Consider the following 16,449-nt stretch of genomic DNA (forward strand, 5'->3'; position numbering starts at 1 on the left):
TACTGAGTGCCTGCCTGCAGGCCCACAGGGTGAACAACTTATGACAGATTTGACCACGCAAGATCTCGCTCAGCCTGAATGGCAAACCCGTGATCACCAGGATGACCCGGTGATCGGCGAGCTGCGTAACCGTTTTAGGCCTGATGCCTTCACCGTTCAGCCTACCCGTACCGGCGTGCCGGTGGTGTGGGTGAAGCGTGAACAGCTGCTGGAGATCGTAGAATTCTTACGCAAGCTGCCAAAACCTTATGTGATGCTGTATGACTTACATGGGATGGATGAGCGTCTTCGTACTCACCGCGCCGGTTTACCTGCCGCGGATTTTTCCGTTTTCTATCACTTCATTTCCATTGAACGTAACCGTGACATCATGCTCAAGGTGGCGTTGTCTGAAAACGACCTGCATGTGCCAACCGTCACCAAAATTTTCGCCAATGCCAACTGGTATGAGCGTGAAACCTGGGAAATGTTCGGCATCACCTTTGATGGCCACCCGCACCTGACGCGCATAATGATGCCGCAGGACTGGGAAGGGCATCCGCTGCGTAAAGACTATCCGGCACGCGCCACCGAATTCGATCCGTTTGAGCTGACCAAGAAAACGGAAGATTTGGCGATGGAGCAGATGACCTTCAAGCCGGAAGACTGGGGCATGAGGCGGGGCAACGCGACTGAGGACTTTATGTTCCTCAACCTCGGGCCTAACCACCCGTCAGCGCACGGTGCTTTCCGCATCATTCTGCAACTGGATGGCGAAGAGATTGTCGACTGTGTGCCGGACGTGGGTTACCACCACCGTGGCGCAGAGAAGATGGGCGAACGTCAGTCCTGGCACAGCTACATTCCTTACACTGACCGCATCGAATACCTTGGCGGTTGCGTAAACGAAATGCCGTACGTGCTGGCGGTTGAAAAGCTGGCCGGTATCAAGGTGCCCGAGCGCGTTGACGTGATCCGCGTGATGCTTTCAGAGCTGTTCCGTATAAACAGCCACCTGCTGTATATCTCGACCTTTATTCAGGACGTTGGGGCGATGTCTCCGGTGTTCTTTGCCTTTACCGATCGCCAGAAAATTTACGACGTGGTTGAAGCCATCACCGGTTTCCGTATGCATCCGGCCTGGTTCCGCATTGGCGGCGTGGCGCACGACCTGCCGAAAGGCTGGGAAGGCCTGCTGCGTGAGTTCATCAACTGGCTGCCAAAACGTCTGAAGGCGTACGAGCAAACCGCACTGAAAAACTCGGTGCTGATCGCCCGTTCGAAAGGCGTTTCTGCCTACAACATGGAAGAAGCGCTAGCCTGGGGCACCACCGGCGCCGGTCTGCGTGCGACGGGTCTGGACTTCGACGTGCGTAAATGGCGTCCGTACTCCGGCTACGAAAACTTCGACTTCGAAATTCCGATTGGCGATGGCGTGAGCTGTGCTTACACCCGTGTGATGCTGAAGATGGAAGAGATGCGCCAGAGTCTGCGCATTCTTGAACAGTGTCTGAACAACATGCCGGAAGGCCCGTTCAAAGCGGATCACCCGCTGACAACGCCGCCACCGAAAGAGCGCACGCTGCAGCATATCGAAACCCTGATTACTCACTTCCTGCAGGTGTCGTGGGGCCCGGTGATGCCGGCCAACGAATCCTTCCAGATGATTGAAGCGACGAAAGGGATCAACAGTTACTACCTGACCAGCGACGGCAGCACCATGAGCTACCGCACCCGTGTGCGTACGCCGAGCTTCCCGCACCTGCAGCAGATCCCGTCAGTGATCAACGGCAGCCTGGTATCCGATCTGATCGTATACCTCGGTAGTATCGATTTTGTTATGTCAGACGTGGACCGCTAATTATGCACGATCAAAGAATTGCGATCGAAACGATCGAGGACAACAACGCTTTTGTGCTGAGCACGTTGGAACGTGACGCTATCGAGCATGAGAAACACCATTACGAAGATGCCCGCGCCGCGTCGATTGAAGCACTGAAAATTGTGCAGAAACAGCGTGGCTGGGTGCCGGATGGCGCGATCCATGCCATTGCTGATGTGCTGGGCATTCCAGCCAGTGATGTTGAAGGCGTGGCAACGTTTTACAGCCAGATCTTCCGTCAGCCGGTCGGCCGTCACGTGATCCGCTATTGCGACAGCGTGGTGTGCCACATCACCGGTTTCCAGGGCATTCAGGCCGCGTTAGAAGACAACCTGAATATCAAACCTGGCCAGACCACGGCGGATGGCCGCTTTACGCTGCTGCCAACCTGCTGCCTCGGCAACTGTGACAAGGGCCCGACGATGATGGTGGACGAAGATACGCACGTTCACCTGACGCCGGAAAACATCGTCAACTTACTGGAGCAGTATCAATGACATTCAAACAGATCATTCGTACTGCCGAAATGCATCCGCTGACCTGGCGTCTGCGTGACGACAAGCAGCCGGTGTTCTTTGACGAATACCGCAGCAAAAACGGTTACGCCGGTGCGGATAAAGCGCTGAAAACCATGTCACAGGATGAAATTGTGGCAGCGGTAAAAGACTCCGGCCTGAAAGGTCGCGGTGGCGCAGGCTTCTCAACCGGTTTGAAGTGGAGCCTGATGCCGAAAGACGAATCCATGAACATCCGTTACCTGCTGTGTAACGCCGATGAAATGGAGCCGGGCACCTATAAAGACCGTCTGTTGATGGAGCAAATGCCGCATCAGCTGGTGGAAGGCATGCTGATCAGTGCATTCGCGCTGAAAACCTACCGTGGCTACATCTTCCTGCGCGGCGAATACATCGAAGCGGCAGTGAACTTACGTCGGGCGATTGCGGAAGCGACCGAAGCCGGTTACCTCGGGAAAAATATTCTCGGAACCGGTTTTGACTTCGAGCTGATCGTTCACACCGGTGCGGGCCGTTATATCTGTGGTGAAGAAACCGCGCTGATTAACTCGCTGGAAGGACGTCGCGCTAATCCGCGCTCCAAGCCGCCATTCCCTGCATCTGCAGGTGCCTGGGGCAAGCCGACCTGCGTGAACAACGTGGAAACCCTGTCCAACGTTCCGGCGATCCTCGCCAACGGCGTTGAGTGGTACAAAGGCATTTCAACCAGCGATGACACCGGCACCAAAATGATGGGCTTCTCCGGCCGGGTAAAAAACCCAGGCGTTTGGGAGCTGCCGTTTGGCACCACCGCCCGTGAGATCCTTGAGGATTACGCCGGCGGCATGCGCGATGGCCTGAAATTCAAAGCCTGGCAGCCAGGCGGTGCAGGGACAGACTTCCTGACCGAATCTCATCTCGACCTGCCGATGGAGTTTGCCAGCATTGGTAAAGCCGGAAGCCGTCTGGGAACGGCGCTGGCGATGGCCGTCGATCACGAAATCGGCATGGTGTCGCTGGTGCGTAACCTGGAAGAGTTTTTTGCCCGTGAATCCTGCGGCTGGTGTACGCCATGCCGTGACGGCCTGCCGTGGAGTGTGAAAATCCTCCGCGCGCTGGAGCGCAAAGAAGGGCAGCCGGGCGATATCGAAACCCTGCTGCAACTTTGCCGCCAGCTCGGCCCGGGTAAAACCTTCTGTGCGCACGCGCCAGGTGCAGTAGAGCCACTGCAAAGCGCGATCAAATATTTCCGCGAAGAGTTTGAGGCGGGTATCGCGCCTCAGGTCTACAGCAATGCGCACGCGATTGCCGGTATCCAGCCAAACCTGTTAAAGGCGCGCTGGTAACACTGCAGATTTGAATTGATTAACGCTCGTCTCAGACGAGCCTTACGGAAGCATGTTCACTATGGCTACAATTCATGTAGACGGTAAAGAATATGATGTTGATGGTGCGGACAACCTGCTTCAGGCTTGCCTCTCCCTCGGCTTAGATATTCCTTATTTTTGCTGGCACCCGGCGCTCGGTAGCGTCGGTGCCTGCCGCCAGTGTGCGGTGAAGCAATTCCAGAATGCCGAAGATACCCGTGGTCGCCTGGTGATGTCCTGTATGACACCAGCGTCCGACGGGACGTTCATCTCGATTGACGATGGCGAAGCGAAAGAGTTCCGCGAAAGCGTGGTGGAGTGGCTGATGACCAACCACCCACACGATTGTCCGGTCTGCGAAGAGGGCGGTAACTGCCACCTTCAGGATATGACCGTGATGACCGGCCACAGCTTCCGTCGCTACCGCTTCACTAAACGTACTCACCGTAATCAGGATCTCGGCCCGTTCATTTCCCATGAAATGAACCGCTGTATCGCCTGTTATCGCTGCGTGCGTTACTACAAAGATTATGCCGACGGCACCGATTTGGGCGTCTATGGCGCTCACGACAACGTCTACTTCGGTCGCCCGGAAGACGGTACGCTGGAAAGCGAATTCTCCGGTAACCTGGTCGAAGTCTGCCCAACCGGCGTGTTCACCGATAAAACGCACTCAGAGCGTTATAACCGTAAATGGGACATGCAGTACGCCCCAAGCATCTGCCAGCAGTGCAGCATCGGTTGTAACACCAGCCCGGGTGAGCGTTATGGCGAAATTCGCCGCATCGAGAACCGCTATAACGGCGTCATCAACCACTACTTCCTCTGTGACCGTGGCCGCTTTGGTTATGGCTATGTGAACCTGAAAGATCGTCCACGCCATCCTATGCAGCGCCGCGGCAATGACTGGATCGCGCTGAACGCCGATCAGGCCATGCAGGGTGCCGCAGACGTGTTGCGTCAGGCGAAGAAAGTAATCGGTATCGGTTCACCGCGTGCCAGCGTAGAGAGCAACTTTGCGCTGCGTGAGCTGGTCGGTGCCGCAAACTTTTCCACCGGTATTCCGGCAGCCGAGCAGGCGCGTCTGGAGCTGATGCTGAACGTACTGCGCGACAGTGGTGTCCACACCCCGGCGCTGCGTGAAATTGAAAGCTACGATGCGGTGCTGGTGCTCGGCGAAGATCTGACTCAGGTCGGTGCGCGCGTTGCGCTCTCGGTGCGTCAGGCGGTGAAAGGGAAATCGCGTGAGATGGCAGCGGCACAGAAAGTGGCAGACTGGCAGATCGCGGCGATCCTCAACATCGGTCAGAACGCCAAGCATCCGCTGTTCGTCACTAATGTCGATAAAACCCGTCTGGATGACATCGCCGCGTGGACCTACTGCGCGCCGGTCGAAGATCAGGCGCGTTTAGGTTTCGCGATCGCTAACGCGCTGGACGAAACGGCACCGGCGGTGAGCGGCATCGATCGTTCACTGGCAGGCAAAATTGATGTGATCGTTCAGGCGCTGGCCGGCGCAAGAAAGCCACTGATTATCTCTGGCGTTCATGCGGGCAGCGAAGCGATGATTCAGGCGGCGGCCAACGTGGCGAAAGCGCTGAAAGGACGCGGATCGGACGTGGGTATCACGCTGCTGGCCGGTGCGGCAAACAGCGTTGGCCTCGGCCTGATTGGCGGTAACCCACTGGAAACGGCGCTGGACGAACTGGAAAGCGGCGCAGCCGATGCGGTTATCGTGCTGGAAAACGACCTTTATCGTCAGGCACCGAAAGCGAAAGTTGATGCGGCGCTGAGCAATGTCTCCAACGTGATCGTCATCGATCACCAGCGGACAGCGACCACGGAAAAAGCCGGTTTGATCCTCTCCACGGCCAGCTTCGCGGAAAGCGATGGCACCGTAGTGAATCAGGAAGGCCGCGCACAGCGCTTCTTCCAGGTTTATGACCCGGCTTACTATGACACCACCGTTGAAATGCTGGAAAGCTGGCGCTGGCTGCACTCGCTCTCCAGCACCATCACCAGCCGTCAGCCGGACTGGACCCAATTGGATCACGTGATTGATGCCTGTATTGCGGCACTGCCGCAGCTGGCGGGGATCAAGGACGCGGCACCGGATGCCAGCTTCCGTATTCGTGGTCAGAAACTGGCCCGTTCCCCGGCGCGTTCAAGTGGTCGTACCGCGATGCGCGCCAATATCAGCGTGCACGAACCGCGTCAGCCGCAGGACAAAGACACCATGTTCGCCTTCTCCATGGAAGGGAACAACCAGCCATCTGCCGCCCGTTCGCAGATCCCGTTTGCCTGGGCGCCAGGCTGGAACTCCCCACAGGCCTGGAACAAATTCCAGGACGAAGTGGGCGGAAAACTGCGTAACGGCGATCCGGGCGTGCGTCTGTTTGAAGCCGGCGATGCGCAGCTGGACTGGTTTGATGCGGTTCCCGAGGTGTTTGCCGGTCAGGCAAATAACTTCCGCGTCGCGCCTTACTTCCACCTGTTCGGCAGCGAAGAGATGACCCAGCGCTCCGGCGTGATCCAGCAGCGTATGCCTGAGGCGTATGTGATGGTGAACCCGGCGGATGCGGCAACGCTTGGCGTCAATGCCGGGACGGAAGTCGAGTTCAGCTGTGCCGGTGAAACCCTGCGTCTTCCCGTGCGTTTCTCTGACACGTTGCAGGCAGGGCAGGTTGGTCTGCCATTAGGTCTGCCGGGTATCCCGCCATTCCTGTTGGGTGCCAACATTGACAATCTGCAGGAGGCGGCACAATGAGCTGGCTGACACCGGAAGTTATCGATGTTCTGATTGCCGTAGGTAAAGCGTTAGTGATCCTGTTTGTGGTGGTTGGCTGTGGCGCATTTATGAGCTTTGGCGAACGTCGTCTGCTTGGTCTGTTCCAGAACCGTTACGGACCAAACCGCGTTGGCTGGGGCGGCTCGCTTCAGCTGGTGGCGGACATGATCAAAATGTTCTTCAAAGAAGACTGGACGCCGCCGTTTACCGACCGGGTGATCTTTACCCTGGCGCCAATGATTGCCTTTACCTCTTTACTGCTGGCGATGGCTATCGTGCCGGTCACCTCCACCTGGATGGGCGCGGACCTGAATATCGGTCTGTTGTTCTTCCTGATGATGGCGGGTCTGGCGGTGTATGCGGTGCTGTTTGCTGGCTGGTCCAGTAACAACAAATACTCCCTGCTGGGCGCGATGCGTGCCTCGGCACAGACACTGAGCTACGAAGTGTTCCTCGGCCTGTCGCTGATGGGCGTTGTCGCGCAGGCCGGTTCGTTCAATATGGTCGATATCGTCAACAGCCAGCAACATTTGTGGAATATCGTGCCACAGTTCCTCGGCTTCCTGACCTTCGCCATTGCCGGCGTTGCGGTATGTCACCGTCATCCATTTGACCAGCCGGAAGCCGAGCAGGAACTGGCCGACGGTTACCACATTGAATATGCCGGTATGAAGTTCGGCCTGTTCTTCGTTGGTGAGTATGTCGGTATCGTGACGGTTTCTTCGCTGATCGTAACGCTGTTCTTCGGCGGCTGGAACGGCCCATGGTTGCCACCGGTTATCTGGTTCGCCATCAAAACGGCGTTCTTCATGATGATGTTCATTCTGATCCGTGCTGCGTTACCGCGCCCACGCTATGACCAGGTGATGTCGTTCGGCTGGAAAGTTTGTTTGCCGTTGACGCTGTTGAACCTGCTGGCAACTGCCGCAGTGATTCTTTACAACGCGCAGTAAGGGGTAAAGATAATGACATTAAAAGACCTGGTGGTGGGATTCGGCACCACGGTTCGCAGTATCTTCCTGATTGGGATGAACGCGTTCGCCAAGCGTGAAACCATGATGTATCCGGAAGAGCCGGTTTACCTGCCGCCACGTTACCGTGGCCGTATCGTGTTAACCCGCGATCCGGACGGCCAGGAACGCTGCGTAGCCTGTAACCTGTGTGCGGTAGCCTGTCCGGTTGGCTGTATTTCGTTGCAGAAAGCAGAAACGCAGGATGGACGCTGGTATCCAGAATTTTTCCGTATCAACTTCTCGCGCTGCATCTTCTGTGGCCTGTGTGAAGAGGCTTGCCCGACCACTGCGATTCAGCTTACCCCAGACTTCGAACTGGGCGAGTTTAAGCGTCAGGATCTGGTGTACGAAAAAGAAAACCTGCTGATTTCCGGCCCGGGTAAATACCCGGAATATAACTTTTACCGGATGGCGGGTATGGCGATCGACGGGAAAGACAAGGGCGACGCTGAAAACGAAGCCAAACCTATCGACGTCAAGGGCTTGTTACCTTAAGGAGCCAGGCATGGAATTTGCTTTTTATCTTTGCGGACTGGTGGCGGTGCTGACAACGTTGCGTGTTATCACCCACACCAACCCGGTCCACGCACTGCTGTATCTGATCATCTCCCTGCTGGCCGTTGCCGGGGTGTTTTTCTCGCTCGGGGCTTACTTTGCCGGTGCGCTGGAAATCATCGTTTATGCCGGTGCGATCATGGTTCTGTTCGTCTTTGTGGTCATGATGCTGAACCTCGGTGAGAGCGTGCAAGCGCAGGAACGCGAGTGGCTGAAACCGACCGTGTGGATCGGACCCGGCGTCCTGTCGCTGGTGCTGCTGGGCGTGATGATTTACGCCATCCGCTCCGTTAACGACCAGGGCATTGATGGCACGATGATCGACGCGAAAGCGGTCGGCATCAGCCTGTTTGGTCCTTATGTTCTGGCGGTTGAACTGGCTTCCATGCTGCTGCTGGCGGGTCTGGTGGTGGCTTACCACATCGGACGCGAACAGCGTCAGGGCGAAGTCCTGAGCAACCGTCCGGGTGACGCACCGAAAAGCAACAAGGAGGAACGCGCATGATCCCTCTTCAACACGGCCTGATTCTGGCAGCCATCCTGTTTGTCCTTGGACTGACGGGCGTGGTAATCCGTCGTAACCTGCTGTTTATGTTGATTAGCCTTGAAATCATGATTAACGCCGCAGCACTGGCGTTCGTGGTCGCGGGCAGCTACTGGGGACAGGCAGACGGACAGGTGATGTATATCCTGGCGATCAGCCTTGCTGCTGCCGAGGCCAGTATTGGTCTGGCGCTGCTGCTTCAGCTCCATCGTCGCAGCCAGAACCTGAACATTGATAAAGTGAGCGAGATGCGCGGATGAATCTTCTCTATTTAACAGTACTTTTTCCGCTGATTGGCTTTCTGCTGCTGGCCTTTTCTCGCGGCCGCTGGTCAGAAAATCTTTCGGCCACTGTGGGTATGGGTTCCGTCGGTCTGGCGGCGCTAACTACGGTCTTCGTTGGCATGGACTTCTTCAGTCAGGGTCAGGCGCCTTACACGCAGGCACTGTGGACCTGGATGCAGGTTGGCAACTTTAAGATCGACGTCAACTTCACCCTGGACGGCCTGTCGCTGACCATGTTGTCGGTGGTGACCGGTGTGGGCTTCTTTATCCACATGTTCGCCTCCTGGTATATGCGTGGGGAAGAGGGCTATTCCCGCTTCTTCGCCTATACCAACCTGTTTATCGCCAGCATGGTGGTTCTGGTACTGGCCGATAACCTGATGCTGATGTATCTGGGTTGGGAAGGGGTGGGCCTCTGCTCTTACCTGCTGATTGGCTTCTATTACACCGACCCGAAAAACGGCGCGGCGGCGATGAAAGCTTTCATCATCACCCGTGTAGGTGACGTGTTCCTGGCCTTTGCGTTGTTCATTCTTTACAACGAGCTGGGTACGCTGAACTTCCGTGAAATGGTCGAGCTGGCGCCTGCGCACTTCGCTGCAGACAATCATATGTTGCAGTGGGCAACGTTGATGCTGCTGGGTGGTGCCGTGGGTAAATCAGCACAGCTGCCGCTGCAAACGTGGCTGGCGGATGCGATGGCCGGTCCAACGCCGGTTTCGGCGCTGATCCACGCGGCAACCATGGTGACCGCCGGTGTCTATCTGATTGCACGTAGCCACGGTCTGTTCCTGCTGACGCCTGAAGTGCTGCATTTAGTGGGCATTGTCGGCGCGATCACCCTGGTGCTGGCCGGTTTTGCTGCGCTGGTGCAGACCGATATCAAACGCGTTCTCGCTTACTCAACCATGAGTCAGATTGGATACATGTTCCTCGCACTGGGCGTTCAGGCCTGGGATGCGGCGATCTTCCACCTGATGACCCATGCGTTCTTTAAAGCGCTGCTGTTCCTCTCTTCCGGTTCGGTGATCCTCGCCTGCCATCACGAGCAGAATATCTTCAAGATGGGTGGCCTGCGTAAAAGCATCCCGCTGGTCTACGTCTGCTTCCTGGTGGGTGGCGCGGCGCTGTCAGCCCTGCCGCTGATTACCGCTGGCTTCTTCAGTAAGGACGAAATCCTTGCTGGCGCGCTGGCGAACGGGCATCTGACGCTGATGGTGGCAGGTCTGGTGGGGGCATTTATGACCTCGCTGTATACCTTCCGAATGATCTTCATTACCTTCCATGGCGAAGAGAAAATTCATGCACATGCCGGCAAAGGGATCACCCATCACCTGCCGCTGATTGTGCTGCTTGTCCTCTCAACCTTTATTGGCGCAATGATCGTGCCACCGCTGAAAGGCGTTCTGCCGGATACCACCGAACTGGCGCACGGCAGCGTGCTGGCACTGGAAATCACCTCTGGCGTGGTGGCCATTGTCGGTATCCTGCTGGCAGCCGCCCTGTGGTTAGGCAAACGCACGCTGGTAACCAGCATCGCCAAAAGCGCGCCGGGTCGTTTCTTCTCGACATGGTGGTTTGCGGCCTGGGGCTTCGACTGGCTGTACGACAAAGTGTTCGTTAAGCCTTATCTGTTCGTCGCCTGGGTGCTGAAACGCGATCCCCTCGATGGCCTGATGAGTCTGCCTGCTCTGTTCTCCCGTCTGGCGAACAAAGGGCTGGTGGTCAGCGAAAACGGCTATCTGCGCTGGTATGTCGCGTCAATGAGCGTGGGTGCCGTGGTGGTACTGGCGCTACTGATGACGATCTAAAGGTTAGTGAGCGGGGTAAGGCGGTCTGCCTTACCCCATCAAAGAATTGTGAAAAAATTCCCCTGACCGGGGGACTAAAGAAGGGAAGAAAACCGCCATGTTATTACCCTGGCTTATATTAATCCCGTTCATCGGTGGCCTGCTTTGCTGGCAGCTTGAGCGCTTCGGCGCAAAAGTTCCGCGCTGGATAGCCCTGATCTCAATGGGATTGACGCTGGCGCTCTCATTGCAACTCTGGTTGCAGGGCGGCTACTCACTGACTCAGGCCGCCGGCATTCCGCAGTGGCAGTCTGAATTCTTCGTCTCGTGGATCCCACGTTTTGGTATTAACGTGCATCTGGCGCTGGATGGTCTCTCACTGCTGATGGTGGTGCTGACTGGCCTGCTGGGCGTGATGGCGATCCTCTGTTCGTGGAATGAAATTGAAAAATGGCAGGGCTTCTTCCACCTGAACCTGCTGTGGATCCTCGGCGGCGTGATCGGCGTGTTCCTTGCCATCGACATGTTCCTGTTCTTCTTCTTCTGGGAAATGATGCTGGTGCCGATGTACTTCCTGATCGCCTTGTGGGGTCACAAAGCATCGGACGGTAAAACGCGTATCAGCGCAGCGACCAAGTTCTTCATCTATACCCAGGCCAGCGGCCTGATTATGTTGATTGCGATTCTGGGCCTGGTGTTTGTGCATTACAACGCGACCGGCGTCTGGACCTTCAACTACGAAGAGCTGTTGAAAACGCCGATGTCGCAGCACGTTGAATATCTGCTGATGCTGGGCTTCTTTATCGCCTTCGCGGTGAAAATGCCGGTGGTTCCGCTGCACGGCTGGTTACCGGATGCACACAGTCAGGCGCCAACCGCCGGTTCGGTTGACCTGGCAGGCATCCTGTTGAAAACCGCGGCCTACGGTCTGCTGCGTTTCGCCCTGCCGCTGTTCCCGAATGCGTCGCACGATTTCGCCCCAATTGCGATGGTGCTGGGCCTGATCGGTATCTTCTACGGCGCGTGGATGGCGTTCTCGCAGTACGACATTAAGCGTCTGATTGCCTACACCTCCATTTCGCACATGGGCTTCGTGCTGATTGCTATCTACACCGGCAGCCAGCTGGCGTTCCAGGGCGCAGTGGTGCAGATGATTGCTCACGGTCTGTCGGCCGCTGCACTGTTCATCCTTTGTGGTCAGCTGTATGAGCGTCTGCATACCCGTGATATGCGTCAGATGGGCGGCCTGTGGTCACGCATCAAATGGTTACCGGGTCTGTCACTGTTCTTCGCGGTTGCTAACCTGGGTATGCCAGGCACGGGTAACTTCGTCGGGGAATTTATGATCCTGACCGGAAGCTTCAAAACCGTGCCGGTGACTATCGTTATCGCGACCTTCGGTCTGGTGTTCGCGTCTGTTTACTCGCTGGTCATGATGCAACGTGCTTATTACGGCGCACCAAAATCAGAAACGCCTCTGCGCGGCATGAATGCCCGTGAGTTCCTGATGATTATGGTGCTGGTGGTTCTGCTGGTGCTGCTGGGTGTTTATCCACAGCCGATTCTGGACACCTCACATGCTGCGATGAGTAACATTCAGCAGTGGTATACCGCTTCAATTACAACTACAAGGCCGTAATTCGCCATGACAATAACTCCTCAACAATTGATCGCGCTTCTGCCGCTGCTGATCGTCGGATTGACGGTGGTAGTTGTGATGCTGTCCATTGCGTGGCGACGCAACCACTTCGTCAATGCCACGCTGGCGGTGATTGGCCTGAACATTGCGCTGTTCTCGCTGTACTTTGTCGGCCAGGCTGGCCCGATGGACGTCACGCCGCTGCTGCGTGTGGATGGGTATTCGATGCTGTATACCGGACTGGTGATCCTTGCCAGCCTGGCGACCTGCACCTTTGCTTATCCATGGCTGGCGGGCTACCCGGATAACCGCGAAGAGTTCTATCTGCTGGTGCTGATTGCTGCAATGGGCGGCATCGTGCTGGCCAGCGCCAATCATATGGCGTCGCTGTTTATCGGCATTGAACTGATTTCCCTGCCGCTGTTCGGCCTGGTCGGCTATGCCTTCCAGCAAAAACGCTCGCTGGAAGCCAGTATCAAATACACCATCATGTCTGCCGTGGCATCGTCCTTCCTGCTGTTCGGTATGGCGTTGATTTACGCAGATTCCGGTAACCTGAGCTTTGTGGCACTGGGCAAGAGCCTGAACGACGGCATTATCCATGCGCCGCTGTTGCTGGCGGGTCTGGGGATGATGATTGTCGGTCTGGGCTTCAAGCTGTCGCTGGTGCCTTTCCAGCTGTGGACGCCGGATGTCTACCAGGGTGCGCCTGCACCGGTATCAACTTTCCTGGCAACCGCCAGCAAAATTGCCATCTTCGGTGTGGTGATGCGCCTGTTCCTCTATGCGCCGGTGGCGGATAGCGAAGCCGTGCGGACGGTACTGGCGATTATCGCGGTGGCCTCGATTCTGTTTGGTAACCTGATGGCGATCTCGCAGAGCAACATTAAGCGTCTGCTGGGTTACTCGTCCATCGCTCACCTCGGTTATCTGCTGGTGGCGCTGATTGCGATTCAGACGCATCAGATGTCGCTGGAAGCTACCGGTGTTTACCTGGCCGGTTACCTGTTCAGCAGCCTCGGTGCATTTGGCGTGGTCAGCCTGATGTCCAGCCCATACCGTGGGCCGGATGCTGACTCGCTGTACTCTTACCGTGGTCTTTTCTGGCACCGTCCAATCCTGTCAGCGGTGATGACGGTGATGATGCTGTCACTGGCCGGTATCCCGATGACGCTGGGCTTTATTGGTAAGTTCTACATCATCGCAGTCGGTGTCGGTGCACACCTGTGGTGGCTGACGGGTGCGGTTGTGGTCGGTAGTGCGATTGGTCTTTATTACTATCTGCGCGTTACCGTCAGCCTGTACCTGAATCCGCCAGAGCTGTTGCAGCGTGATACACCGGCTAACTGGGCCTTTACGGCCGGTGGTGTGGTGGTGCTGATTTCCGCGATTATGGTGCTGCTGCTGGGTATCTATCCTCAGCCACTGATTTCGCTGGTGCAGATGGCGCAACCGTTGATGTAATCAACGTTGACCACCGAAAAACGGGCTCATATGAGCCCGTTTTTTTTCGCCTGCGTTCGGGTAAATAGCGCGCCGCATGCTAGCTTTAAAACATCGTTCCTTGCGGAGACGGCGGGTGATAAGACTGATCTTTTTGCTGATGGGCGCCCGCGCGCTGCGCCCCCGATGGCTGCTGCTCGCCGTGATGGGGCTGCTGCTGATTGCGCTCTCCGTGGCAATTTTTATCGATATGGCCGGGGATGGACGTCTTTCAGTGCCGCTGGATACGTTGGCCATCTTGCTGGTAGTAGAGGGCATTGTGCAGCTTCTGTCCGGCTGGCTGATTGGCACCCGCGTTTATCTTCCTGCGCTGGCAAAAGGCGTTGGATTTCTGTTTATTGCGTTCTTGGTGTTTGACGTGCCCTGGGATAATAACCTGCTGGCATCGTTACTGTTTGGCGTAGCCTTTCTAGGCGATGGCCTGTTTCGGATTGCCTCTTCGCTGGTACTACAAGGCCGGCAATGGCGTAGAGGGGTGCTGATTGGCAGCATCGAAATCGTCCTCAGTCTGATCGTCTTCAGCAACTGGCCGTTCCATCATCACATCACGGTTCCGTTGTGCTTTGCCCTTCTGCTGCTGATGTCCGGCTATTCGCTGCTGGTGATGGCGCGGAATGTCTGGCTGTTAGGGGAGAACGCCTCGGTGATGTCGCTGCCTCTGTTCACTGCTCAGGGAATGCGTGGCCAGCAATCAACCGATTATATCCATCCTCCTTTCCCCCACCGGCCGGCGGTCACGCCGCTCAATATTCATGTCTGGACGCCGGTGGGATCGTCGGTGGTCAAGGATCGACGGCTGGTTATCGATCGCTATATTGCCGCCGTCGATCAGCATGGGGTGATCTCGACCGGACATGCCGCGCTGGAGATGGGGGAGCTGTATATCAGCCATTACCCGCTGCAGCTGATTGACCGCGACAGCGGGAATTTCCGTGCCGTGCTCCGGGCCGGCGAAGAGAATGATGTTCCCGGCCGGTTTTTACCCTCGCTGCCTGAGGAAATTGTGGCCTGGTGCGCACCGGACCGGCTGATCGCTTTTCGCATTTATAATGCTGAGGCGTTAAAAAACTACTGGCAGCGCTACGCGACGGATACCACCTATAATCTCACCTCGCGCAACTGCTCAACCACGGTGATCCACGCGCTGGATGTGGCGATTGAAGGAGTGCTGGGCAACAGAACCCTGGTCGGGCTGAGAATGCTGTGTGACCCGAACTTCTGGCTACTCGGATTGGTCAGGGGCAGGGCAGAAGAGATGACCTGGACGCCGGGGCTGGTCCATGATTATGTCCTGCTGCTGAAAAGGGTGATCGAGCCCGAAACGAGCCGCGCCTGGCATAAGCGGCTGGGCGAGGCGGTGGCATTACGGCGGGCGGTGAGTAAGAAACTCAAATCGGATAACACCCCGATGTAACCACAAGTTCTGACTGTCGTGGCCTGCAAGAAATCTTGTTAAGTGGGCAGCAGTGTTCTGGCAAAGAAACCTGTACATTATTGAGATGTCTGAATAATGGAGCAGAGAGTATGGAAGTGTACTGGCAGGATCTACACCACAGTGAGCTGAGCGTGGCTCAGCTTTATCAGCTGCTGGCGCTGCGGAATGCGGTGTTTGTGGTGGAACAGAATTGTCCGTATCAGGATCTTGACGGGGCTGATTTACAGGGCGAGAACCGCCATCTGCTGGCGATATTCGATCAGCAACTGCTGGCCTATGCCCGCATCCTCGCGCCAGAGTCGGCGGACAAGCCGGTGAAGATTGGCAGAGTGATTGTCTCAAGCGAAGCCCGGGGGCTGAGTCTGGGGCACCGTCTGATGGAACAGGCCGTTGCCACCTGCGAGCATTTCTGGCCGCAGCACAAAATCTTCCTGTCGGCGCAGGCCCACCTGCAGGATTTCTATGGTCGGTTTGGTTTTGAGCCGGTCAGCGAAGAATATCTGGAAGATAATATCCCGCACATTGATATGCAAAAATAGACACAACACGTCCCTGAGCGCTGACTGGAACGAAGATAAGGTCAGGAACGGCGGGAGAAAAGGGGCGTTGATGGCTGAGAATGCCCGATTGGTTGTCTTAACGCAGCAGGCATTCTCAGTGAAATGTTGAGACGGTTACTTTTTCTTGTAAACATCAGCCGTAGCGTGGACCTTTTTATTGGTATTTCCTGAGGTCAGGACATAGATGTCGCCGCCTTTATCATCTGCCATTTTCGACAGTTCGGTTTTGGCATCGGCAGCGCTGGTCTCACCTGCGGTGGTGACACTTCCTACTTTGGTATATTGGTCATGAACCTTTTTAAACTCATTTTTCGTCATCAATTCTGCAGCAAATGAACTGATCGAAAATGCACATAACACGACGCCAAGAACGATCTTCTTCATCGGAATTTCCTTTTAACAGAATGGTGGGTGGATAATGATTTGTGCTAATAAATATATAGTTGGCCCAATCGACACTGTCTAATAGCGTTAATGCGATTTGTTTGTTTTGTGATGAAAGCCGCTTTTCATCCATTATGCAGTGATGAATTTATTTATTTCATCCTAAATACATGAAGGATACTTTTAATCTGTACGCGTAAAATATTATTGTATAACTATTTCTCAACAACAC

At 55.9% G+C, this 16,449-nt stretch carries 14 protein-coding genes; 13 read left to right on the forward strand and 1 reads right to left on the reverse strand.

Annotation, left to right across the window (positions count from 1 at the left end; translation table 11 throughout):
* Positions 1-40 precede the first annotated feature (40 nt).
* The 13 genes from nuoC (at position 41) to ACXKZG_RS07040 (ending at position 15,812) form a co-directional block, all read left to right on the forward strand.
* Positions 41-1,840, forward strand: coding sequence for an NADH-quinone oxidoreductase subunit C/D (gene nuoC, locus ACXKZG_RS06980; RefSeq protein WP_488875890.1), 1,800 nt, complete (start codon positions 41-43; stop codon positions 1,838-1,840).
* Positions 1,841-1,842: 2 nt separating this feature from the next.
* Positions 1,843-2,358: an NADH-quinone oxidoreductase subunit NuoE gene (nuoE, locus tag ACXKZG_RS06985; RefSeq protein WP_013203089.1), complete on the forward strand. Its 516-nt coding sequence runs from the start codon at positions 1,843-1,845 to the stop codon at positions 2,356-2,358.
* Positions 2,355-3,701 carry an NADH-quinone oxidoreductase subunit NuoF gene (gene nuoF, locus ACXKZG_RS06990; RefSeq protein ID WP_206403905.1) on the forward strand — a complete coding sequence of 449 codons (1,347 nt, stop codon included), beginning with the start codon at positions 2,355-2,357 and terminating at the stop codon, positions 3,699-3,701. Before nuoE ends, nuoF begins: the two co-directional genes overlap by 4 nt.
* Before the next feature lie 61 nt (positions 3,702-3,762).
* Complete coding sequence (nuoG, locus tag ACXKZG_RS06995) at positions 3,763-6,489, forward strand: NADH-quinone oxidoreductase subunit NuoG (RefSeq protein ID WP_134824623.1); 2,727 nt, start codon at positions 3,763-3,765, stop codon at positions 6,487-6,489.
* Positions 6,486-7,463, forward strand: coding sequence for an NADH-quinone oxidoreductase subunit NuoH (nuoH, locus tag ACXKZG_RS07000; protein WP_013203086.1), 978 nt, complete (start codon positions 6,486-6,488; stop codon positions 7,461-7,463). The genes nuoG and nuoH overlap by 4 nt, the downstream gene beginning before the upstream one ends.
* 12 nt (positions 7,464-7,475) lie before the next feature.
* Positions 7,476-8,018 carry an NADH-quinone oxidoreductase subunit NuoI gene (gene nuoI, locus ACXKZG_RS07005; RefSeq protein ID WP_013203085.1) on the forward strand — a complete coding sequence of 181 codons (543 nt, stop codon included), beginning with the start codon at positions 7,476-7,478 and terminating at the stop codon, positions 8,016-8,018.
* 10 nt (positions 8,019-8,028) lie between these two features.
* Complete coding sequence (nuoJ, locus tag ACXKZG_RS07010) at positions 8,029-8,583, forward strand: NADH-quinone oxidoreductase subunit J (RefSeq protein WP_013203084.1); 555 nt, start codon at positions 8,029-8,031, stop codon at positions 8,581-8,583.
* On the forward strand, positions 8,580-8,882 hold the full coding sequence (gene nuoK, locus ACXKZG_RS07015) for an NADH-quinone oxidoreductase subunit NuoK (protein WP_034894855.1): 303 nt from the start codon (positions 8,580-8,582) through the stop codon (positions 8,880-8,882). Before nuoJ ends, nuoK begins: the two co-directional genes overlap by 4 nt.
* Positions 8,879-10,717 carry an NADH-quinone oxidoreductase subunit L gene (gene nuoL, locus ACXKZG_RS07020; protein ID WP_471719850.1) on the forward strand — a complete coding sequence of 613 codons (1,839 nt, stop codon included), beginning with the start codon at positions 8,879-8,881 and terminating at the stop codon, positions 10,715-10,717. Before nuoK ends, nuoL begins: the two co-directional genes overlap by 4 nt.
* 97 nt (positions 10,718-10,814) lie before the next feature.
* A complete protein-coding gene (gene nuoM, locus ACXKZG_RS07025) occupies positions 10,815-12,335 on the forward strand; it encodes an NADH-quinone oxidoreductase subunit M (protein WP_013203081.1) in 1,521 nt (506 codons plus the stop codon).
* 6 nt (positions 12,336-12,341) lie between these two features.
* Positions 12,342-13,799, forward strand: coding sequence for an NADH-quinone oxidoreductase subunit NuoN (nuoN, locus tag ACXKZG_RS07030; protein WP_013203080.1), 1,458 nt, complete (start codon positions 12,342-12,344; stop codon positions 13,797-13,799).
* A gap of 115 nt (positions 13,800-13,914) precedes the next feature.
* A complete protein-coding gene (locus tag ACXKZG_RS07035) occupies positions 13,915-15,252 on the forward strand; it encodes an HdeD family acid-resistance protein (RefSeq protein WP_488875891.1) in 1,338 nt (445 codons plus the stop codon).
* A gap of 110 nt (positions 15,253-15,362) precedes the next feature.
* Positions 15,363-15,812: a GNAT family N-acetyltransferase gene (locus tag ACXKZG_RS07040; protein ID WP_013203078.1), complete on the forward strand. Its 450-nt coding sequence runs from the start codon at positions 15,363-15,365 to the stop codon at positions 15,810-15,812.
* Between the two features lie 135 nt (positions 15,813-15,947).
* On the opposite strand, the gene yahO is transcribed toward ACXKZG_RS07040, so the two are convergent.
* Positions 15,948-16,217: a DUF1471 family periplasmic protein YahO gene (gene yahO / locus ACXKZG_RS07045; RefSeq protein ID WP_013203077.1), complete on the reverse strand. Its 270-nt coding sequence runs from the start codon at positions 16,215-16,217 to the stop codon at positions 15,948-15,950.
* Positions 16,218-16,449: the final 232 nt, after the last annotated feature.

The organism is Erwinia sp. 2186, assembly GCF_057812255.1.

What these genes read in the sequence shown, in the direction of transcription:
- nuoC (WP_488875890.1), top strand. Translation starts at nt 41, where the DNA reads ATGACAGATTTGACCACGCAAGATCTCGCTCAGCCTGAATGGCAAACC.
- nuoE (WP_013203089.1), top strand. Translation starts at nt 1,843, where the DNA reads ATGCACGATCAAAGAATTGCGATCGAAACGATCGAGGACAACAACGCT.
- nuoF (WP_206403905.1), top strand. Translation starts at nt 2,355, where the DNA reads ATGACATTCAAACAGATCATTCGTACTGCCGAAATGCATCCGCTGACC.
- nuoG (WP_134824623.1), top strand. Translation starts at nt 3,763, where the DNA reads ATGGCTACAATTCATGTAGACGGTAAAGAATATGATGTTGATGGTGCG.
- nuoH (WP_013203086.1), top strand. Translation starts at nt 6,486, where the DNA reads ATGAGCTGGCTGACACCGGAAGTTATCGATGTTCTGATTGCCGTAGGT.
- nuoI (WP_013203085.1), top strand. Translation starts at nt 7,476, where the DNA reads ATGACATTAAAAGACCTGGTGGTGGGATTCGGCACCACGGTTCGCAGT.
- nuoJ (WP_013203084.1), top strand. Translation starts at nt 8,029, where the DNA reads ATGGAATTTGCTTTTTATCTTTGCGGACTGGTGGCGGTGCTGACAACG.
- nuoK (WP_034894855.1), top strand. Translation starts at nt 8,580, where the DNA reads ATGATCCCTCTTCAACACGGCCTGATTCTGGCAGCCATCCTGTTTGTC.
- nuoL (WP_471719850.1), top strand. Translation starts at nt 8,879, where the DNA reads ATGAATCTTCTCTATTTAACAGTACTTTTTCCGCTGATTGGCTTTCTG.
- nuoM (WP_013203081.1), top strand. Translation starts at nt 10,815, where the DNA reads ATGTTATTACCCTGGCTTATATTAATCCCGTTCATCGGTGGCCTGCTT.
- nuoN (WP_013203080.1), top strand. Translation starts at nt 12,342, where the DNA reads ATGACAATAACTCCTCAACAATTGATCGCGCTTCTGCCGCTGCTGATC.
- ACXKZG_RS07040 (WP_013203078.1), top strand. Translation starts at nt 15,363, where the DNA reads ATGGAAGTGTACTGGCAGGATCTACACCACAGTGAGCTGAGCGTGGCT.
- yahO (WP_013203077.1), bottom strand. Translation starts at nt 16,217, where the DNA reads ATGAAGAAGATCGTTCTTGGCGTCGTGTTATGTGCATTTTCGATCAGT.